16 protein-coding genes and 3 tRNA genes are annotated in these 19,625 nt (G+C 74.2%); 2 read left to right on the top strand and 17 right to left on the bottom strand.

Annotated elements, in window-relative coordinates:
* Window positions 1–2 precede the first annotated feature (2 nt).
* Window positions 3–1,259: an MFS transporter gene (locus CELGI_RS03960; RefSeq protein WP_049785604.1), complete on the bottom strand. Its 1,257-nt coding sequence runs from the start codon at window positions 1,257–1,259 to the stop codon at window positions 3–5.
* Window positions 1,260–1,300: 41 nt separating this feature from the next.
* On the bottom strand, window positions 1,301–2,680 hold the full coding sequence (locus CELGI_RS03955) for an MFS transporter (protein ID WP_013882818.1): 1,380 nt from the start codon (window positions 2,678–2,680) through the stop codon (window positions 1,301–1,303).
* Window positions 2,681–2,866: 186 nt separating this feature from the next.
* Between CELGI_RS03955 and CELGI_RS03950 the strand changes: the two genes are divergently transcribed.
* Complete coding sequence (locus CELGI_RS03950; protein ID WP_013882817.1) at window positions 2,867–3,949, top strand: LacI family DNA-binding transcriptional regulator; 1,083 nt, start codon at window positions 2,867–2,869, stop codon at window positions 3,947–3,949.
* 24 nt (window positions 3,950–3,973) lie between these two features.
* Here the strand turns inward: CELGI_RS03950 and CELGI_RS03945 are convergent, their stop codons facing one another.
* The 7 genes from CELGI_RS03945 to CELGI_RS03915 form a co-directional block, all read right to left on the bottom strand.
* Complete coding sequence (locus CELGI_RS03945) at window positions 3,974–4,396, bottom strand: MaoC family dehydratase (RefSeq protein ID WP_013882816.1); 423 nt, start codon at window positions 4,394–4,396, stop codon at window positions 3,974–3,976.
* Window positions 4,396–4,845, bottom strand: a complete 450-nt coding sequence (locus CELGI_RS03940) for an FAS1-like dehydratase domain-containing protein (protein WP_013882815.1) — start codon at window positions 4,843–4,845, stop codon at window positions 4,396–4,398. The genes CELGI_RS03945 and CELGI_RS03940 overlap by 1 nt, the downstream gene beginning before the upstream one ends.
* 8 nt (window positions 4,846–4,853) lie before the next feature.
* Window positions 4,854–5,024, bottom strand: coding sequence for a 50S ribosomal protein L33 (rpmG, locus tag CELGI_RS03935; RefSeq protein ID WP_013882814.1), 171 nt, complete (start codon window positions 5,022–5,024; stop codon window positions 4,854–4,856).
* Window positions 5,025–5,109: 85 nt separating this feature from the next.
* Window positions 5,110–5,183: transfer RNA gene (locus tag CELGI_RS03930), tRNA-Met, on the bottom strand.
* A gap of 50 nt (window positions 5,184–5,233) precedes the next feature.
* A tRNA-Thr gene (locus CELGI_RS03925) sits at window positions 5,234–5,306 on the bottom strand.
* Window positions 5,307–5,422: 116 nt separating this feature from the next.
* Window positions 5,423–6,181 carry a glucose 1-dehydrogenase gene (locus CELGI_RS03920; RefSeq protein WP_013882813.1) on the bottom strand — a complete coding sequence of 253 codons (759 nt, stop codon included), beginning with the start codon at window positions 6,179–6,181 and terminating at the stop codon, window positions 5,423–5,425.
* A 213-nt stretch (window positions 6,182–6,394) separates the two neighbouring features.
* Window positions 6,395–6,476: transfer RNA gene (locus CELGI_RS03915), tRNA-Tyr, on the bottom strand.
* 221 nt (window positions 6,477–6,697) lie between these two features.
* On the opposite strand from CELGI_RS03915, the gene CELGI_RS03910 reads away from it, so the two are divergent.
* Window positions 6,698–7,195 carry a YajQ family cyclic di-GMP-binding protein gene (locus tag CELGI_RS03910; protein WP_013882812.1) on the top strand — a complete coding sequence of 166 codons (498 nt, stop codon included), beginning with the start codon at window positions 6,698–6,700 and terminating at the stop codon, window positions 7,193–7,195.
* 58 nt (window positions 7,196–7,253) lie between these two features.
* On the opposite strand, the gene htpX is transcribed toward CELGI_RS03910, so the two are convergent.
* The 8 genes from htpX to eccB form a co-directional block, all read right to left on the bottom strand.
* Window positions 7,254–8,132 (bottom strand): zinc metalloprotease HtpX, encoded by an 879-nt coding sequence (htpX, locus tag CELGI_RS03905; protein ID WP_013882811.1) that lies wholly within the window; start codon window positions 8,130–8,132, stop codon window positions 7,254–7,256.
* 111 nt (window positions 8,133–8,243) lie between these two features.
* On the bottom strand, window positions 8,244–9,626 hold the full coding sequence (locus tag CELGI_RS03900) for an FAD-dependent oxidoreductase (protein WP_013882810.1): 1,383 nt from the start codon (window positions 9,624–9,626) through the stop codon (window positions 8,244–8,246).
* Window positions 9,627–9,877: 251 nt separating this feature from the next.
* Window positions 9,878–13,384, bottom strand: coding sequence for a M14 family metallopeptidase (locus CELGI_RS03895; protein ID WP_049785514.1), 3,507 nt, complete (start codon window positions 13,382–13,384; stop codon window positions 9,878–9,880).
* 158 nt (window positions 13,385–13,542) lie between these two features.
* Complete coding sequence (locus tag CELGI_RS03890) at window positions 13,543–13,974, bottom strand: Lrp/AsnC family transcriptional regulator (protein ID WP_041574397.1); 432 nt, start codon at window positions 13,972–13,974, stop codon at window positions 13,543–13,545.
* A gap of 211 nt (window positions 13,975–14,185) precedes the next feature.
* The gene (locus CELGI_RS03885; RefSeq protein ID WP_013882807.1) at window positions 14,186–16,015 is read right to left on the bottom strand and encodes a carbohydrate-binding module family 20 domain-containing protein; all 1,830 of its coding nucleotides are present in this window, start codon (window positions 16,013–16,015) and stop codon (window positions 14,186–14,188) included.
* 269 nt (window positions 16,016–16,284) lie between these two features.
* Entirely contained in the window at window positions 16,285–17,025 is a 741-nt protein-coding gene (locus CELGI_RS03880; protein ID WP_013882806.1) for a PP2C family protein-serine/threonine phosphatase, read from the bottom strand.
* Window positions 17,022–18,281 (bottom strand): S8 family serine peptidase, encoded by a 1,260-nt coding sequence (locus CELGI_RS03875; RefSeq protein WP_013882805.1) that lies wholly within the window; start codon window positions 18,279–18,281, stop codon window positions 17,022–17,024. The genes CELGI_RS03880 and CELGI_RS03875 overlap by 4 nt, the downstream gene beginning before the upstream one ends.
* A complete protein-coding gene (gene eccB, locus CELGI_RS03870) occupies window positions 18,278–19,618 on the bottom strand; it encodes a type VII secretion protein EccB (RefSeq protein WP_013882804.1) in 1,341 nt (446 codons plus the stop codon). The genes CELGI_RS03875 and eccB overlap by 4 nt, the downstream gene beginning before the upstream one ends.
* Window positions 19,619–19,625 lie beyond the last annotated feature (7 nt).

Genomic DNA, 19,625 nt, shown 5'->3' with positions numbered 1-19,625 from the left:
GGCTACGGGCGGTCGGCGGTGGTCTCGTCGTGCACGGGCCCGGCCGTCTTGAGCGGGGCCGCCGCACCCGAGACCAGGATGCCCAGCGCGACCGGGACCAGGATGGCGAGCAGCGCGTGCCGGTAGCCCACGTGCTCGGCGAGCAGGCCGAGCAGCGGCGGGCCGGCGAGGAACGCCGAGTAGCCGATGGTCGAGACGACGCTCACGCGCGCGGCGGCGCGCAGCGGGTCGTCCGCCGCCGCGCTCATGCCCACGGGGAACCCGAGCGCCGCGCCCGCACCCCACGCGACGATGCCGACCAGCGCGAGCCACATGGTGGGCGCCAGACCGAACACCGCGAGCCCGACGAGCGCGAGCGCCGCGCACAGCCGCAGCACGACGACCCGGCCGTACCGGTCCAGCAGCGTCGTCCCGAACCAGCGCATGCCGGTCATGGACGCGAGGAACAGACCCAGCGCCATGGCGCCGACCGCGTGCGGGGTGTCGAAGCCGTCGACGACCGCCAGGCTCACCCAGTCGTTCGCGGCACCCTCGGTCAGCGCCGCGGCGAGCACCGCCAGCCCGATGAGCAGCGTGCGGGGCTCGAGCCACGCGGCGATCGCGCGCCGTGCGCCGCCGCCGCGCGGCACCGCGTCCTCGTCGTGCGTGGACGGCACGGCCGCATGCGTGTCCGGGAGGAACGAGCGCACCGCGACGGCGACCGCGACGATCGACAGGCCGAGCGCCACGGGCAGGTGGATGCCGACCGGCAGGTGCAGCCAGGCCGCGAGCGCCGCGACGCCTGCCGCCGCGACCGTCCCCAGCGAGAATCCGGCGTGGTAGCGCGGCATCACCGTCCTGCCGAGCCGCTGCTCGACCACGGCACCCTCGACGTTCATGGCGGCGTCCCACACCGCGGTGCCGACGCCGTACACGACCAGACCCGCACCGGTGACGACGACGTGGCCCACCGTGACGCCGATCGCCGCGAGCGTCAGACCGCCCGCGTTGAGCGCCGCGAACCACAGCACGGTCCGGCGCGCACCGATCCGCTCGATGATGCTGCCGGACAGCGGCAGCGCGACGAGCGAACCGGCCGAGCCGACGAGCAGCAGGATGCCGACGCTCGCGGCCGACAGGTCGAGGCCGTCCCGGACCGCGGGCAGCCGCGACGCCCAGCTGGCGAAGTTGAAGCCGCTGAGGAAGAACACGGCGAACACCGCGAACGACGCTCGCGTGACCACGCCGTGGCGTGGCTGGACGGGGGTGGGGTCGGTCACCTGCGCTCCCTGCAGGACGGTGTCGTCACGGTCGGGCGTGCTCACGGTACGCGGCTCTCGGGTGCGGCCGACGCCCCGACGAGGTCGCGGCCGGTCGTGGCCGCGACCGGGCCGGCCGCGGGGGCGGGCTCGTCGTCGTGGACCGGGCCGGTGGGCTCGTCGGTCAGCGTGCGCGGCGCGACCTGGGCCGCCAGCAGCACGCTGACCACCATGGCGACCGCGATGAGCACGAGCGCGTGCCGTGCGCCCATGGACTGCGCGGCGATGCCCAGCAGCGGCGGTGCCGCGATCGACGCGACCGACGCGAACGCCGAGACGACGGCGACGCGGCCCGCGGCCCGCACCGGCTCGTCCGACGCCGCAGCGACCCCGATCGGCACGGCCAGCGCCGCACCGAAGCCCCAGGCGACCACGCCGACCGACGCCGTCGTCAGGTCGGGCGCGAACCCGAACAGCAGCAGGCCCAGGACCGAGACCACGCCCGAGACGCGCAGCACCGCGACGCGGCCGAACCGGTCGATCAGGCGCGTGCCCGCGAGCCGGACCACCGTCATGGCGGCGACGAACACCGCGAGCACGACACCACCGACCGCCTCGGAGCGGTCGAACCCGTCGACCACGGCGAGCGCGAGCCAGTCGTTGGCCGAACCCTCGGAGAGCGCGGCGGCCATGATGACGACGCCGATCAGCAACGTCCGCGGCTCACGCCACGCGTCGAGCGACGAGCCGAGCCGTCGCGCGCGGGCGGTGCGCGTGGCAGTGGGCGTCGGGGTGGGGGCCGCGGCGACGACGCGCGGGAGGTCGGACGGGCCGGGCGGGAGCACGACGCCGCGCAGCGAGGCGAGCCGCCACACCACCGCCACCGCGGCCACGGCGCTGAACTGCACCGCGATCGGCAGACCGTGGCGCGAGGCCAGCGCGCCGAGCGCGGAGCCCGCGACCGCACCGATCGAGAACGCCGCGTGGAACTGCGGGATCACGGTGCGGCCCAGGGCGCGCTCGATGCGCGCGGACTCGACGTTGATCGGGACGTTGCCCAGCGCGATCGAGACGCCGTTGACGAACACGCCCACGGACAGGACCAGCACCGAGCCGACCGCCGGGCCCACGCCCATGAGCACGTAGCCGACGGCCAGCAGCGCCGTGGACGCGAGCAGCGCCCACCGGCTGCCCCACCGCTGCACGACCACGCCCGCGACCGTCACGGTCATGAGCGCACCGACCGACCCGATGAGCAGGATCCCGCCGAGCGCGCTCGTGGACAGGTCGAGCGCGTCCCGCACGGTGGGCAGACGGGCGAGCCAGCTCGAGAACACGATGCCGGCGAGCGCGAACAGGCCGAGCAGGAGCAGGCGCGCCCGCACGACGGCGACGGGCGGCGTGGGCCGGGCGGTGCGGCCGGGGTGGTCGCGGTGGTTCACGGGCAGGGCTCCGAACGGGACGAGAGGGCCGGGAGGGCGGGGCGGGCGGGCCGATCGGCGAGGTCGAATCGATTCGATCCCGATGCAGGACGTACGGTCGAATCGATTCGGGGACCGCCCGACATTCTGCGGGTACGCTGGCCACCGCGTCAACCGCCCGGCAACGACCGCCGGGAAACTCACCCGATGCTCCCGACCCGGAGGTGTCCGCTGTCGCAGCGCACGACGCTCGCCGACGTCGCCGCGGCCGCCGGCGTCTCGGTCTCCACAGCGTCCCTCGCCTTCTCGGGCGCCGGCCCCATCGCCGCAGCGACGCGTGAGCGTGTCCTGGCCGCCGCCGCCGAGCTCGACTACTCGGGTCCCAACCCGCTCGGCCGGCAGCTGCGCAGCGGCCGTTCGGGCATCGTCGGCGTCGTCGTGGGCGACGCGCTGCGCCGGTCGTTCCGCGACCCGGTGTCCGTGCAGATGCTCGACGGGCTCGTGGGCACGCTCGGCGAGATGAACCTCGGCGTGCTCCTGATCCCCGGCCCGACCGACCCGAGCGAGCCGCCCGTCGACCCGCTCGTCCTGTCCGCCGCGATGGACGTCGCGGTGCTCCTGTGGGCCAGCGGCAGCGCCGACCCGGTGCTCGCGGCCCTGCGCCGGCGGGGCGTCCCGACCGTGGTGGTCGAGGGGATCCCCGAGCCGGACGTGGCGACGGTCGGCATCGAGGACCGCCAGGGCATCGCGCAGGTCGCCCAGCACCTGGTGGACCTCGGGCACCGGCGCATCGCGTGCGTCGCGCTCCCGTTCGACCGCACGCGCGGTGAGGGTGTCGTCGACGCGGAGCGCCTGGCGCAGGTGCAGTGGCAGATCACGCGGCGGCGGCTGGACGGCATGTACGACGCGGGTGTGCAGCCCGTGGCGGTCTACGAGACGCCCGCGTCGCTCGTCGAGCACGGTGCGGCCGCGGGCCGCGCGCTGCTGTCCGGCGCGGACCGCCCCACGGCGGTGCTCTGCCAGTCGGACCTGCTGGCGTCGGGTGTGGTGCTCGCGGCCCGCGAGCTCGGCCTGGCCGTGCCGGGGGACGTCTCGGTCGCGGGCTTCGACGGCCTGGACCTGCCGTGGCTCGCACCGGACGTGCTGACCACGGTCGCGCAGCCGCTGGCCGAGAAGGGTGCCGAGGTGGGCCGGTCCGTGGCGCGCCTGCTCGAGGGCACCTATCCCCCGCCCGTGGTCATGCCCGTGGAGCTACGGGTGGGGACGACGACCGGCCCGGCGCCCGCCTGACCGACGGGTCCGTCCGGGCCCCGGTCAGTGCAGGCGGACGACCGCCTGCGCCTTGCCGAGCACGCGCTGCCCCTCGACCGTCACCGTCAGGTCCACACGCGCGGTGCCCGCAGCCTCGTCGAGCACGCCGATCACCGCGACGACCTCGACCGTCGCGGCGCCGGGATCCGGCACGGGGACGGGACGCGTGAAGCGCACCTGGTAGTCCGTGACGAGGCCGGGGTCACCCAGCCACTCGACGACGGGGCCGATCGCGGCGCCCATGGTCCACATGCCGTGCGCGATGACGCCGGGCAGGCCCACGGCCACGGCGACGCGGTCGTTCCAGTGGATCGGGTTGAAGTCGCCCGACGCGGCGGCGTAGCGGACGAGCCGGGCACGGTCGACGACGACCTCGGCACGGGCGATCTCCTGGCCGACCTCGAGGTCGGCGAGACGCGGGGCCATCAGGCCTCCTCCGGGCGGACCGCGAGGGTCGAGACGACCGTCGCGACGGCCTCGCCGCCCTCGGCCGCGATCTCCGCGCGCGTGGTGATCATCGCCATTCCCGCACGCTCGACGATCGCGTCGACGTGCAGCACCGTGACCAGCCGGTCACCCGCATGGATCGGGCGGTGGTGCGTGAACCGCTCGTCGGCGTGGACGACGCGGCTGAAGTCGATGCCCGCGGCAGGGTCCTCGAACAGCTGCGCCTCGGCGCGCTGCGCCACGACCACGGCGAACGTGGGGGGCGCGACGACGTCCGCGTGACCCAGCGCCCGGGCTGCCTCGAGGTCGGTGTGCGCGGGGTGCTGGGCGCCGACCGCGGCCGCGAACGACCGCAGGTGCTCGCGTCCGACCTCGAACGCCGCCGTGGGCGGGTACTGCCGCCCCGCGTACCCGGTGTCGACCGGCATCGCCAGGGTCAGCGGGTCTCGCGGTGCAGCGTGTGGCGGTTCTCGCGCGGGCAGAACTTCTTCATCTCGAGACGGTCGGGGTCGTTCCGACGGTTCTTCTTGGTGATGTAGTTCCGCTCCTTGCACTCCGTGCAGGCGAGCGTGATCTTGGGGCGAACGTCCGAGCTCTTGCTGGCCATGGTCTTGCCACCTCTCGCGCCACCACGGCGCTAGCGAATGTGATCAGCGGTGCGCCGGCCGACGCACGCCAGGAAATACAGGCTGTAGCGGGAGCGGGGTTCGAACCCGCGACCTCACGATTATGAGTCGTGCGCTCTCACCAACTGAGCTACCCCGCCTCGGGCGATCTCGGGGTGCGACCGCAGCCGCACCCCGAGACACACCACAGAGCCCCGAAAGGGAATCGAACCCTTGACCTTCTCCTTACCATGGAGACGCTCTGCCGACTGAGCTATCGGGGCAGCGCGGAACAGGCTACACGGCCACCGGGGCGCCTGCGAAATCGGGTCCGCCGACGCCCCGCGCGACCGCGCGCCGCACCCGCCCCGGAGGCTCCGGCCGCGGTGCGCCGCCCCGGTCAGGCCGTGGCGCCCAGCACCATCCCCCCGTCGACGGCGAGCTCGGCGCCCGTCATGTCGGACGCGTCGTCGCTCGCGAGGAACGCGACCACGGCCGCGATCTCGTCGGGCTCGCCCACCCGCGGCAGCGCCTGGTGCGCGAGGTCCGCGTCGGTGACCCCCGCGGCCATCGGCGTGCGGATGGCACCCGGGTGGATCGAGTTGACCCGGATGCCGTGGCGGCCCAGGTCGAGCGCCGCGCACTTGGTCAGACCGCGGACGCCCCACTTCGACGACGCGTACGCACCCAGCCCCTGCATCCCCACCAGCCCCGCGGCGGACGAGATGTTGACGATCGAGCCGCCGCGCTCCCGCATGTCCGGCACGACCGCCCGGATGCCCAGGAACACGCCGGTCAGGTTGACGTCGAGGACGTGCCGGAACGTCGCCGGGTCGGTCTGGTCGACCGGCCCCTGCGCCAGGATGCCCGCGTTGTTGACGAGCACGTCCACGGGTCCGAACCGCTCGTGCGCGACGGACATCGCGTGCTCCCACGACGTCTCGTCGGCCACGTCCAGGTGCACGTAGACGGCCGCGTCGCCCAGCGCGTCCGCGACCTGCCGTCCTTCGTCGTCCAGCACGTCCGCCACGACGACGTGCGCACCCTCCGCGACGAGGCGTCGCGCATCCGCCTCCCCCATGCCGCGCGCCGCGCCGGTGACGATCGCGACCTTGCCCTCGAGCCGACCCGCGCGCCCGCTCGTGCTGGTGGTGGTCATGACGACTCCCCTCCCCCGGCACGCGTGCCGGGCCGTCGGCGCCCGATGCTCCGGCGCCCGGACGTGCGCCGGTCGTGACGCGTCTCACCTCCCGGCCTACGCCCGGCGGAGCCCCGCGACGACGGACCTCGGTCCCGGTGCGCGTCGCGGTGAGGGGGTCCACGTGGGACGACGAAGGGGCGCTCCCCGTGAGGAACGCCCCGTCGACATGCGTGGCGGGTGAGGGATTCGAACCCCCGTAGGCTGTGCCAGCTGATTTACAGTCAGCCCCCTTTGGCCGCTCGGGTAACCCGCCAGGGTGGTGCCGCCGCCGACCCGCGGCCCGGGTCACCAGGACCCCGACCGCCGCTCGCGCAGCGTGCCGTGGAAGGATAGCAACACTCGTGGCCAGTCGAGAAAACGGCGGGCACGGGGTGGACGGCCGGGCGGGCGACCAGCCCGCACGCACCGCGCGCGCACCGGGAGACCCGGGCGGCGCCGGCGCACCGGTGGGCAACGGATCCGAAGGGGTGGCACATGGCGAGCGACTCGTCGTTCGACGTCGTCAGCAAGGTCGACCGGCAGGAGGTCGACAACGCGCTGAACCAGGCGGTCAAGGAGATCGCGCAGCGCTACGACTTCAAGGGCGTGGGCGCATCCATCGCGTGGAGCGGTGAGTCGATCCTCATGGTCGCGAACTCGTCCGACCGCGTGCTCGCGGTCCTCGACGTGTTCCAGTCGAAGCTGATCAAGCGCGGCATCTCGCTCAAGTCGCTCGACACGGGCGACGGCGAGCCCAAGCCCTCGGGCAAGGAGTACCGGCTCGCGGCCAGCATCAAGGAGGGGCTGTCCACGGAGATCGCCAAGCAGCTCGCCAAGATCCTGCGCGACGAGGGCCCCAAGGGCGTCAAGACGCAGATCCAGGGCGACGAGCTGCGCGTGACGAGCAAGAGCCGTGACGACCTGCAGACCGCGATCGCGCTGCTCAAGGGCGCGGACGTCGACGCCGCGCTCCAGTTCGTCAACTACCGCTGACCCGGCACGCACGTGGGGGGCGTCGCCGAGGACCGGCGGCGCCCCCGCGCGCGTCGCGTCAGTAGCGCGTGATGCCGCCGAGCGAGCCCGCCTGCGACTCGAGCCGCGCGATGCGCTCGGCCATCGGCGGGTGCGTCGCGAACAGCCGGGCCATGCCGGCGCCCCGGAACGGGTTGGCGATCATGAGGTGCGAGACGTTCTCGAGCCGCTGGTCCTGGGGCAGCGGACGCGCCGCGGTGCCCTGCTCGAGCTTGCGCAGCGCCGAGGCGAGCGCGAGCGGGTCGCCCGTGAGGCTCGCGCCGTCCTCGTCCGCGTCGAACTCGCGCGTGCGGCTGATCGCGAGCTGGATCATGGTCGCCGCGAGCGGGGCCAGCAGCAGGAGCAGCAGCCCCGCGATCGGGTTGCCGCCGTCGCGGCGGTCCCCGCCGCCGAAGAAGAACGCCATCTGCGCGACCGACGTGATGACGCCCGCGATCGCGGCCGCGACCGACGACGTGAGGATGTCCCGGTTGTAGACGTGCTGCAGCTCGTGCCCGAGCACGCCGCGCAGCTCGCGCTCGTCGAGCAGCGCCAGGATGCCCGACGTGCAGCACACGGCCGCGTTGCGCGGGTTGCGGCCCGTGGCGAACGCGTTGGGCGCCATGGTGGGTGAGACGTACAGGCGCGGCATGGGCTGGCGCGCGCGCGTCGAGAGCTCGCGCACGATCCGGTACATCGCGGGCTGCTCGGCCTCGGTGACCGGGACCGCCTGCATGGTGCGGATGGCGATCTTGTCCGAGTTCCAGTAGCTCACCGCGGTGCCGATCAGGCCGAGCCCCGCGAACAGCCACAGGTAGCGGCCGCCGCCGATGGCCCAGCCGATGCCCAGCAGGACGGCCCACATCACCCCGAAGAGCGCGGCCGTCTTGACCCCGTTGAAGTGCTGCCTGCTCGTCATCCTCGTCCTGCCTGTACTCGGGCCGGCGCGGCCGCCCTCGAGAAACGGTACGTCCCCCTGCCAACGCGTGTCGGCAGGGGGACGTTCCCGTGGCGCGCGGTGCGCGGCGGCTCAGACGGCGGGCGTCCGCCCCAGTGCGATGTCGGTCATCTGCTCGCGCGGGACCACCTTGATGCGCTCGCGGCCGTGCGGCTCGCCCAGCGAGCGCTCGTACGCGTCGAGCAGCTCCCAGCCGCTCCACTCGATCACGTCCACGCCGCGCGCGGACAGGAAGTCCGTGACCGCCGCGGGGTCGCGGTCGGTCGCGGTGTAGAACGCCTCACCGCCCGCGGCGACGTCCTCGGCCAGGTGGCGGATGGTCTCCGACGCGTCGGACTTGGTGTGGCCGATCAGACCCACCGGCCCGCGCTTGATCCAGCCGGTGCAGTACACGCCCGCGAGCTGGTCGCCGTCGACGTCGACCACGCGGCCCTCGCGGTTGGGGATCACGCCCGCGACGTCGTCGAACGGGATGTCCACCAGCGGCGAGCCGAAGTACCCGACGGCACGGTAGACCGCCTGCACGGGCCAGTCGTGCAGCTGACCGGTGCCCGTGGCGTTGCCGTCGCCGTTGAGCGCGGTGCGCTCGGTGCGCAGCCCGACGACCTTGCCGTCCTCGCCCAGCACCTCGGCCGGCTTGTGCAGGAAGTGCAGGTGGATGCGCCGCGACGCGGTGAGCTCCTCGGGCTCGCGCAGCGTCCAGTCCGTGAGCGTCTTGACGACCTGCTTGGTCTGGTTCGACGAGTGGATAGCGGCCATCGAGCCCTCGTCGAACTCGAAGTCCTCGGGGTAGACGATCACGTCGACGTCCGGCACGTGGCCGAGCTCGCGCAGCTCGAGCGGCGAGAACTTCACCTGGGCGGGGCCGCGGCGCGCGAACACGTGCACGTCCGTGATCGGGTTCGCCTTGAGGATGTCGTACACGTTGCCCGGGACCTCGGTGGGCAGGAGGTCGTCGGCGTGCTTGGCCAGGATGCGCGCGACGTCGAGCGCGACGTTGCCCGCGCCGATGACCGCGACCTGCTGGTGCTGCAGGGGCCACGTGCGCGGCACGTCCGGGTGCCCGTCGTACCAGGACACGAAGTCGGCGGCGCCGTAGGAGCCCTCCAGGTCGATGCCCGGGATCGGCAGCGCGGCGTCGCGGATGGACCCCGTGGAGAAGATCACGGCGTCGTAGAACTGGCGCAGGTCGTCGAGCTTGAGGTCGGTGCCGTAGTCCACGTTCGCGAGCAGGCGGATGTCCCCGCGCTCGAGCACCTTGTGCAGCGCGACGATGATCTGCTTGATGCGCGGGTGGTCGGGCGCGACACCGTACCGCACCAGGCCGAACGGTGCGGGCAGGCGCTCGTACAGGTCGATGCTGACGTCGAGGTCGGTCTTGGACAGGATGTCCGAGGCGTAGATGCCGGCGGGACCGGCGCCGACGACGGCGACGCGCAGGGTCGGGGTGCTCACGGGCGGACCTTCCGGTTCGGGACCAGGCCCCGCCGTTCCTCGGTGGCGCCCGGGGGCGCCCGCCTCGGGGCGTGCTCGCTGGAGCGGGCGCGACGGGTGGGGCGTGCTGGCGGTCAGTTTAGGACCACCTCACGTCCGTGAGACGCCCCGAGGCCAGCATGCGGACACCCGCGGACCGCGTGCGAGCCGGGTCCGCCCACGCACGGCGCCGGCCCCGCCCGCAGGAGCGGACGGGGCCAGCGACCGTCATGTCACACGACCGTGAGCGTGCGCGCCGCCGAGACCGACGACAGCAGCGTGGAGCTGCCCGCGAACGACACGGTCACCGCGCGCGCACCCCGCTTGCTCGTGGCGCCCTTCGGCAGCGTGAAGGTCACCCTGCCCCGGTCCGCCGCGGTGAGCGTGCGCGTGGCGACGACCGTGCCGTCGACGCGGAGCTTGACCACGCCGACCGGTGCGACGCCGCTCGCCGACGGCACCCGGACCACCGCGGTCGCGGTGACGGCACCTCCCCGGGCGACCTTGGCCCGCGAGAGCGCCAGGCCCGTCGTCGTCGCGGCACGCACGACCGTCACGGACGTCGAGGCCTGTGCGGGCGCCGTGACCGCGTCACCCGCGTAGGCGACCGTGACCGCGTGCGTCCGGACGGCGAGCGTCGCGGGCAGCGCGACCGTGACCGCACCACCGACGAGCGTCGCGGTGATCGGTGCGGACGAGCCGACCGTGACGCGCACGGTGCCGGTGGGCGTGCCGGCCGGGCTGGTCACGCGCACGGCGACCTTCGCGGGCGTGCCGTACGTGCTCCCCGTCACCGTCGCGGTGACCGTGGCCGGCGCCGCGGTCACGGTGTACGTCACGGCACCCGAGCTCGACGGCACGAGCGCCGCACCAGGAGCCGGCAGGTACGTGGCCACGAGCGCGTGCTCACCGACCGCGAGGTCGGCGGGCAGCGCGACCTTCGCGTTGCCGTACGCGTTGACCGCGCCGGTCGCGACGAGCCGGCCGTCCTCCCGGATCTCGACCGTCCCGCGCCGCGACGCGGTGCCGGACGCCGCGGTCACCTTGACCACCGCACCCGCGGGCGTCCCGCCGTGGACCGCCGAGCCCGCGGTGAGCGCGAGCGTCGTCGTCGTCGCGACGGGTGCCGTCAGGACGTCCTGCGTCGCCGCCGGGGCCGTCCAGTACAGCGCGGTGGCCACCTCGGAGAAGTGACCGCGCGGGTGCCCGCGGAACGCGACGGCGGTGCCGAACACCACCGCGCGCGCGCCGGAGTCGAGCTCGGCGGAGTACACCGAGGCCCGGCCCGCGGCGTACGACGGCCCGTTGGTCGCCGTGGTCTCGCGCCAGTGGCCGGACACGAGCGGGTCCGTCCCGTAGGTCTGCTCGACGCGGCCGTGCCCGGACTCCGCGAGCGCGAACGAGACCGCCGGGTACACGAAGCCGTACTCGGTGCCGAGAGCGCCGAGCACGCCGTCCGCGACCGTGTCGAGCCGCACGACGCCGTTGCCCGAGCCGTTGCCCGTCACGGCCGTGGCCTGCGCGTCGTACCACGTCGTCGCGAACGTGCTGGCCGCCGCACCCCGGCCCGCGACGCCCTTGCCCGCCGCGACGAAGTCGCTGACCTCGGCGTACGCGACCGGCTGGGTCGTCGGGCTGACCGTGAGCGCGGAGCCGATCCACAGCACGTCCGCGTCGTCCAGCGTGACCGCGGCGGACTGCAGCGTGGCCCCGCTGACCAGCGTCAGCTGCTCGGGCGCGAAGCCCAGCGCCGACAGCGTGAGCCGGTCGTCCTGCGTGCCGGTGTACGCGACCTGCAGCTCGTCGAGCGGCTTGACGTCAGCCCCCGTGAGCTCGGTCCCGCTCGTCGTGCGGAACGCGACGCCGTACTCGTCGGCCACCTCCTGCGCGGCCGCGTACGTGGCCGTGTCGTTGCCGAGCACCACGGTGCCGGTGCCGACGAGGCTCGCCGGCACGTCGTCGACGAGCAGCGCGTTCAGGCCCGCGAAGTCGTCCACGCCGTCCAGCTCGAACGTGAGGTAGCCGCCCGCGCCGGGCAGCCCGCCCGTGGGCGTCGCACCGCTCACCGCGACGGTCGGGACCGGGAGCTCGGCGTCGGTGGTCGAGCCGACCGGCGTCACCGTGGCGCCCCACAGGTAGCCGTGGCTCCACGCCGAGATGTCGTACATCGACGGCACCCAGGACGAGATGTCGGAGCCGGCGGCGAGCAGGGCGTTCGCGAGCCCGCGCAGCGGCTGGTGCATGTCCACGACGTACGAGCCCGCGGGGTGGGTGACCCCGTCGGACGTGAACGCGGCGGTCGCCCGCGAGACCTCGATGCCGTGCGTCACCAGGAAGTCGACCAGGTGCGCCGCGTCGGAGTCCGACCGCTGGCCGTCGCCGACCGGGATCACGTAGCCGCGCGGGAACCGCGCACCCGTGAGGAGGTCGTGACCGTTGGCGTCGCCCTGGTCCCAGAGCTCGACCCACTGCGTCGGTCCGTCGATCGTGGCCGCGTCGAGGCCCACCTCGAGCGTGCGCAGCGGCTCACCCGCGGCCCCGCGGCGGAAGATCTCGATCTGGTTGGCGAGGATCGCGTCACCGTTCTCGACCACGTAGTCCATCGTCGAGTCGATCACCTGGAAGCCCACCGCGGTGTCGACCGCCGAGTTGGCCTTGTTGGTCTCGGGGTTCGACACGCGGCCCAGCGGCAGCTCGGCCGTGTAGGAGATCGCCCCCTGGTAGGCCACGTACTGCGCGGTGAACACGGGCGGCCAGTCGTCCCAGCCGTCCGGGGTGTCCCGGAACGGGATGATGATGCCGCTCGTGTCCGTCTTCGTCGTGCTCGTCGCGCCCGTCACCGAGTCCCGGTAGGTGTTGCCCGGGATCTCGGCGGCCACGACGTCCTGCTCGATCTGCAGCGCCGCCGCGTAGGCGTGCCCGATGAACAGGTCGTAGTCGTAGTTCTCACCGTGCGGCGGGCCGCACGGCTCGATCTGCAGCACGCCGGTGTACCCGTGCAGGTCGATGAAGAAGATCGGCTGGATGAACGCCGTCAGGTCGCGCACGATCCGCGTCTCGGCCGCCTGGTTGGTGACGAAGTCGCGGTTGAGGTCGAGGTTCTGGCCGTTCGCGCGCGTGCCGACGATGCGCCCGTCCGGGTTGTTCGACACCGTGAAGTAGAGGCGGTAGTGCTCCAGCAGGTCCTGCACGTACGGGGTGTTCTCGTTCTCCACGAGCCACTCGATGTAGTTCAGGCTCGCGTCCGTGCCCTCCCACTCGTTGCCGTGGATGTTGCCGTTGAACCAGATGGGGCGCTTGTAGCCGGCCTGCAGCTCCTCGTCGTCGGCGGCCGCCGCGGCGTCGTGCTTGACCTCGTCGCGCCACCGCGCCTGCTGCGCGGTCTCCTGCGCGGTCTCGGGGGCCGTGACGGTGACGAGGTGGATGTCCCACCCGTTCGCGGACTCGCCCACGACCTGCGCCGAGACGACGTCCGTCTCGGCCATGAAGCCGTTGAGCGTGGGGGCGATCTCGTCGTACGGGAGGGCGCCGCGCGCGATCGACGCGTCGGCGGGGTTGTCGGGCACCGTCTCCAGGACGGGCTGGAAGGGATAGCTGGCCGGGAAGTCGATCGCCGATCCCGCCACCGAGGTGCTCAGGGGCACGGCCTGCGGTGGTGCTGCCTGCGACGGTGGGACCACCAGCATCGTCAGGACCAGGGCCGCACCCGTGGTGGCGGCGTGACGCGCTCGAGCTGACACGTGCGCCCGTTCAGTCGGTCGTGAACTGTTGCGCCGACCTCCCCCATCTGCACGGAATGTGCAGCATGGCCGACCCGTGCACACGAATCGTGCGCGGCGGCAGGCTAGGCGCGCGGCATGACCCGGGCGTCACACCCGGGTTTCCGCCGCGTGACGGCTCACGAGCGGTCGAACATGTCCGTCAGGACGATCGCGCTCACGGTGTGGTCGATGTGGGGGGCCTCGCGGATGCGCTCGATCGCGGCCTCGAGCCGCGCGATCGTCGGCGCGACCATGTGCACGATCGCGTCCGCGTCACCCGAGACCGTCCCCGCGCGACGCACCTCGGGGATGTCCTCCAGGATCCGCCGCAGCGACGCGGTCGCGACGTTCCCGGTGCAGAAGATCTCGACGTACGCCTGGATCTCGGTGTCGGCGGCCGGCCGGCCGCCGCGGATCGTGAAGCCCTGCAGGGCGCCCTGCGCGAGCAGACGGTCGACGCGCCGCTTCACCGCGGACGCCGAGAGCCCGACCTCCTCGCCGATCCGGCCGTAGGGCGCGCGGCCGTCCGCGCGCAGCAGGTCGATGATGCGAGCGTCCGTCCCGTCCATCCGCCCGAGCGTACGCACGACGAGCGCGCCGTGGTGCCGCATCCGCGCGCGGGAGGGGTCGCGATCTCCCGGCGGGCTGCGCGCCACGCACCGATCGTGCGGGGGCCACGGCTGACCGCGCGGGGTGGACGGGTGGCACGCGCACCTCCACGCGCGCGCACCACCCGCCCGGGACCGGGCCCGCAGCGCAGGCGTGCGGGCCCGGCCGGCTTCAGCTCCGCCAGGTGTCGGCCACGCTCAGGGTCCCGCCGGACGGGACGGTGAGCGTCCGGTTGACCCCGCTCTCCCAGGTGACCGATCCCGAGGCGTCCTTGCGCACGTACTTGTACTGGACGGCCGATCCCGCGGGGAGCGAGACGGTCGCGCGCCAGACCGGGTAGGTCGCCGCCGACAGCGGCACGGCCCGGGCCGGGTCCCACCCGCCGAGCGCGGGCACGTCACCGACGACGAAGATGTTCTGACCCCAGACGGTCGTCGCGCTGACCCCGAACGCGACCGCGGCCGCCGAGCTCGTCGGACTCGGCGTGGGGCTCGTCGTCGGGCTGGGCGACGTCGTCGTGCCGGGCCGCGCCCCCACGTGGAGCGCGACAGCGCCGTCGGCCGGGACCGTGAACGTCGCCGCGCCGCCCGCACCCACCGTCACGGTGGTGCCCGAGCACGTGGCGCCCGCACCACCGCTGATCACGTCGCAGTACTGCCCGGCCGGCAGGCTCGTCGTGAACGTCCGGGTCAGCGGGCTGCCCGTCCGGTTGAGCGCGACGTAGCCCTTGTCGCCCCGACCGAACGCGAGGCGGTCTCCGTCGGCCCACCAGCCCACGAGTCCGGTGCCCGCGACCGCGTTGCGGAAACCGACCATGTGCGCGGTCTCGTTCCACCGGTGCGCGCACGTGAACGTGCCCTGGCCGCACCGCGCGTCGTCGACCTCGCCGTTCGCACTCTGCGGCGCGCCCGCGTCGTTGTTCGAGAACGCGTAGCCCGAGTACACCGTCGGCCAGCCGTACGGGTGTGCCAGCATGAAGACGTTCGCGAGCCGGTACGCGCTGCCGTTCTTGTAGGACAGCGTCTCGCCGTTGCGCTCGGTGTCGTGGTTGTCCACGAACACGCCCGCCTTGTCCGACGGGAGCAGCCACGACGCGGAGTCGAGGCCGCCGAGCGACGCCAGGCCGCCGCCGCTGAACGCGCTCTTGAGATGACGCGCGTAGGAGAACTCGTGCGAGTCGCCCACGCCCAGGTACTCCCCCGGCTGGATCGGCTCACCCGGGGCGCCGATGACCTCCTGCACGACGTACACGCTCTGGTCCGTGAGCCGCGCCCGGATCGCCGCCAGGTCGGCCGCGGCGATGTGCTTGGCCGCGTCCACCCGGAACCCGCGCACCCCGAGCGAGATCAGGTCGTTGAGGTAGTCGGCGATCTCCTGGCGCACGTAGTCGCTGCCCGTGTCGAGGTCCTGCAGCCCCACCAGTCGGCAGCTCTGCACCTGGTACCGGTCGGCATAGCTCGCGATGTTCGTCCGGCACGCATGGAAGTCCTGCGGGCCGTACCCGCCCGCCGGGCCGGGGTAGCGCTCCTCGCTGAACGGCGTGCCCGCCCAGCCCGTTCCCGAGGTCTGGCCCGACATGTGGTTGATCACCACGTCCGCGATGACCTGCACACCTGCCGCGCGGCACGTGTCGACCATCGCGCGGTACTCCGCGCGCGTGCCGAGCTTGGACTCGATGCGGTAGCTGACGGGCTGGTAGGAGGTCCACCACTGCCCGCCGAGCACCGGGCGCTCCTGCGGCGGGGAGGTCTGGACCCACGCGTACCCGTCGGGCCCCAGGTGGTCGGTGCACTCGGCCGCGATCGAGTTCCACGTCCACTGGAAGAGGTTGACGCCGACGGTGCGACTGCCCGCGGGTGCCGCGCTCGCCGACGGCGCGACCGCGCTCAGGACGCCGGCGAGCGCGAGCCCGCCGACGACCAGCGCGGCCAGTGCGCGCAGCCGGCGACGCGCGCGGTCGGGCGCTCCCGCCGTGGGGTTCGGGTGCGAGGTGGTGCGCACGTGCTCTCCTCTGGTCGGGCCCGACGTCGTCGTCGGACCGGTCCCGGCCGTCGCCTCGTCGCGACGACCGTGCGCCGGCGGACCGGCTCACACGGGGGGCGCCACGCCCGGGAGGGCGAGGAGGAGGTGGGCCGGGCGACGGCCTGCGGAGCCGTCGCCCGGGTGCGCGTCCCCCGGTGCTGCAAGAGTGCCGCAACATCGACAGCAACTTGCTGCAAACGGACAGTAGGGGCGACGCCGCGCGGCGTCAACACCTCGTCCGCGGCGGCTCAGCGCACGCGTGCCCGTGGCAGCGCGTCGACCACGACCGCCGTCACGTTGTCCCCCGCACCCGCGGCCACCGCCGCGGCGACCAGGCGGTCGGCCGCGGCCTGCGGGTCGTGCGCCGCCTTGAGCTCGGCCTCGATGCGCGCGTCGGGCAACGTGTCGGTCAGGCCGTCGGTGCAGGCGAGCATGCGGTCGCCCGGGCTGATCGCCATCACGAACAGGTCCGGCTCGACCGTGGTGGCCCCGCCCCCGAGCGCGCGCGTGACCACGTGCCGCCACGGGTGGTGCGCCGCGTCGTCGGGTGGCAGCAGGCCGCCGGCGACGAGCTCGGCGACCTCCGAGTGGTCCACCGTGACCTGCTCGAGCACGGCTCCCGCCATGCGGTACGTCCGCGAGTCCCCGACGTTGAGCACCACCCAGCACGGCACACCCTCGTGCACGCACGCGACCACTCCGGTCAACGTCGTCCCCGGGCGTCGCGACGACTCGGACGGGACGGCCCGCACCGCCTCGTGCGCCGCGACGACAGCCGCACGGACGCGGTCCGGCCCGGGAGCGGTCCCCGCCAGCGGTCGCAGCGTCGCGACCGCGGCCGCGCTCGCGACCTCACCCGCGTCGTGCCCGCCCATGCCGTCCGCGACCACGAACACGTCGCGGTCGGCCAGCAGCGCGTCCTCGTTCTCCGCGCGTCCGCCGGGCGAGGTCGCGGCGCCCCAGCGCAGCCGTGGCACGCGCGCGCTCATCCCGGTCCCCGCCGGGCGGACCTCCCGGCCCCCGCCGTGACCAGCCGCCACGCCAACGCGCCGAACGCGATCACGGCCGCTCCCGCGAGCGCCCACCAGACCGCCTGGGCGCGCACCGGTGCGAGCGGGTCGGCCTCGTGCGCGACGACGATCGGCGCCGGGGTCGGTGTCGCGCGCGGGGCCTCGGGGAACGCCGGGCTGGTCGGCCCCACCGCGGAGCCGTCGTCGACGAACGCGAGCGCCTCGTCGGGCCGGATCACGCCCCAGCCGGTCTCGTCGGTCCGGACGTCCGCGCCCGCGCGGGCCGCGGTGACCTCGAGGCGGTGCTTCCACTGCGCCGGCGTCTCGTCCGGGAAGCGCTCCGCGAGCAGCGCCGCCGCCGCGCTCGCGTACGCGGTCGCATAGCTCGACGAGGGCGCCGTGTCCCCGAGCACGCAGTCGCCGCCGCCGGGCCTCGGTGCGAGCACCGACGCGCCCGGCGCGGCCACGTCGACCTGCGGGCCGTGGATCGAGGCGGTGGTGGGCTGCAGGTCCGCGTCGACGGCCGCGACGCCGAGCACCTCGGGGTACGCGGCCGGGTAGCGGACGTGGTCCTCCTTGTTCTCGGCCGTGTCGCGGTTGCCCGCGCTCGCCACGACCAGCGCTCCGGCTGCCGTCGCGGCGCGCACGGCGTCGCGCAGCGCGGGCGTGTCCACGTTGGTGGACTGCGAGACGTTGATGATCTGCGCTCCGTGCCCGGCCGCCCAGCGGATCCCCTCGGCGATGCGCTGCGCGGACGGTCCCGTGCCCGCATCCGCCGCCTGCGCGTCGTCGGCGACGAACACGCGCACGGGCAGGATGTCGGCCTGCTTCGCGAGCCCCACGAGGCCCGAGCCCTCGATCTTGCGGGCCGCGATGATGCCCGCCAGCGCGGTCCCGTGCCCCCACACGTCGGTGGTCCCGGGTGCACCACCCGCGCCGCCCACCAGGTCCGTGCCCGGGCGCACCGCGCGCGTCAGGTGCGGGTTGCGCGTGTCGACGCCCGAGTCGACGACCGCGACCAGGACGCCCACCCCCGTCGCGGTCTGCCAGGCACGTTGCGCGGACAGGCTCCTCTCCGCGGGCGCGCGGTCCCGGATGGGCGTCGCGGGCTGCTCCAGGCACGGGCTCGCCGCGACCGCCGGCCCGGCCGGCACGCCCGTCAGCACGGCACCGCCCAGCAGCCCACCCGCCACGAGCAGCGCCAGCGGGGCCCGGCGGCGCCCGCGGGCGCTCACGGGGTCCCGGCGGTCGGGGTCGCCGACGCCGCCACCTCGGCCGGGAAGGCTGCCTCGGGTGTCAGCTCCGGCCCCGGCGCGAACAGCTCGGCCCACGCGGGCGGGACGCTGACCACGTCGTCCTCGGTGTAGCCGAGCCGCAGCAGCGTGTCGGACGTCGCGCCCGGCAGCCCGAACCGTCGGCCGGTCTCGTCGAGCAGCCCGTAGGCACCCGCCGCACCCTCCTGCGTGCGTGCGACGAAGACCGCCCCGCCTCCTGGCACCACGTCCACGCCCGCGGCCGCGGGCGGCTCGGCCGAGACCAGCGACACGCCGGGCGCCGTCCCCGTGCTCAGCACCGCGCACGGCGCACGCTCGGCCGGCATCGGCTCGACCAGCTCCTGCGGCCAGTCGTCGGCGCCGAGCGGGTCCGCGGACGCGGCCCCGCGGATGTCCGCTGGCGCGACCTCGACCTGGGCTCCCAGCGCGCCGGAGCCGAGCGCGTACAGGGCCCCGGCGAACTCGCTCAGGCTCGCGAGCGCGCCGTCCTCCAGCACCACGAACGTCCGACTGGTCACGCCGACGGCGCCGACGCGCACGACCGTCCCGACCTCGAGCCCGTCCAGCCCCGCACCCGGCGGAGCTGGGCTGCCCGCGCCCTCGACCTCCAGCGGGGCCAGGTCGCTGCCCGCGGGGAACAGGTTGAGCCAGGCCGCCCTCGCCTCCACCGGGGTCGCGGTGTCGAGCTGCAGCGACCGCAGCACCGCGGGCGCGTCCGTGGCGGGCACGTGGTGCCGCACGCCGTCCGCGACCACGTACGTCTCGCCCGCGACCTGGACGACCACGGCCTGGGCCGCCTCGGTCTCCAGAGGGACGCCGACGTGCGTGGCGATCCCGTCCTCGGCGACGCACGCCGTCCAGCCCGTGCCCACGAGCGCGCTCTGCGCGGGCGGCGAGTCGGGCGCACCCTCGATGCCGACCGTGCGCCCGCGCGGCGCGTCCGCGATGACGTCGGGCGAGACGACGATGACGTCGAACGAGCCCGCCTCGATCGCCAGGCGCGCGCTCGTCGTGTTGAGCACCGGGTACAGCGTGCCGCCCTGTGACACGTACCGCGCTCCGGAGTCCTTGACGACGACCAGCCGGTCGTCCTGCCAGTCGTTCGGCTTGGGCTGCAGCAGCCCCCAGCCCACCGAGCCGATCACGACGAGCACGCTCAGCACCACGCCCGCGACCACGCCGCGCATCGGCTTGGTGGGCTCGAGCTCCTGGCCGCCCGGGGCCCCGCTGACGAACGCGGTCAGCAGGCGGCGGCGGGAGAACGCCTGCGCCTCGACGAGGTCACGCTTGGTCGCCATCGAGCGC

Origin of the sequence: Cellulomonas gilvus ATCC 13127 (assembly GCF_000218545.1) — a bacterium.
GTDB classification, from domain to species: domain Bacteria; phylum Actinomycetota; class Actinomycetes; order Actinomycetales; family Cellulomonadaceae; genus Cellulomonas; species Cellulomonas gilvus.
Note: the sequence above shows the minus strand (reverse complement) of the source record. Positions and strands in the feature narration are given on the sequence as shown.

Excerpts from the sequence above, each read along its gene's own strand:
- CELGI_RS03950 (WP_013882817.1), top strand. The coding sequence starts at position 2,867 with ATGCTCCCGACCCGGAGGTGTCCGCTGTCGCAGCGCACGACGCTCGCC.
- CELGI_RS03945 (WP_013882816.1), bottom strand. The coding sequence starts at position 4,396 with ATGGCCCCGCGTCTCGCCGACCTCGAGGTCGGCCAGGAGATCGCCCGT.
- CELGI_RS03940 (WP_013882815.1), bottom strand. The coding sequence starts at position 4,845 with ATGCCGGTCGACACCGGGTACGCGGGGCGGCAGTACCCGCCCACGGCG.
- rpmG (WP_013882814.1), bottom strand. The coding sequence starts at position 5,024 with ATGGCCAGCAAGAGCTCGGACGTTCGCCCCAAGATCACGCTCGCCTGC.
- CELGI_RS03920 (WP_013882813.1), bottom strand. The coding sequence starts at position 6,181 with ATGACCACCACCAGCACGAGCGGGCGCGCGGGTCGGCTCGAGGGCAAG.
- CELGI_RS03910 (WP_013882812.1), top strand. The coding sequence starts at position 6,698 with ATGGCGAGCGACTCGTCGTTCGACGTCGTCAGCAAGGTCGACCGGCAG.
- htpX (WP_013882811.1), bottom strand. The coding sequence starts at position 8,132 with ATGACGAGCAGGCAGCACTTCAACGGGGTCAAGACGGCCGCGCTCTTC.
- CELGI_RS03890 (WP_041574397.1), bottom strand. The coding sequence starts at position 13,974 with ATGGACGGGACGGACGCTCGCATCATCGACCTGCTGCGCGCGGACGGC.
- CELGI_RS03880 (WP_013882806.1), bottom strand. The coding sequence starts at position 17,025 with ATGAGCGCGCGCGTGCCACGGCTGCGCTGGGGCGCCGCGACCTCGCCC.
- eccB (WP_013882804.1), bottom strand. The coding sequence starts at position 19,618 with ATGGCGACCAAGCGTGACCTCGTCGAGGCGCAGGCGTTCTCCCGCCGC.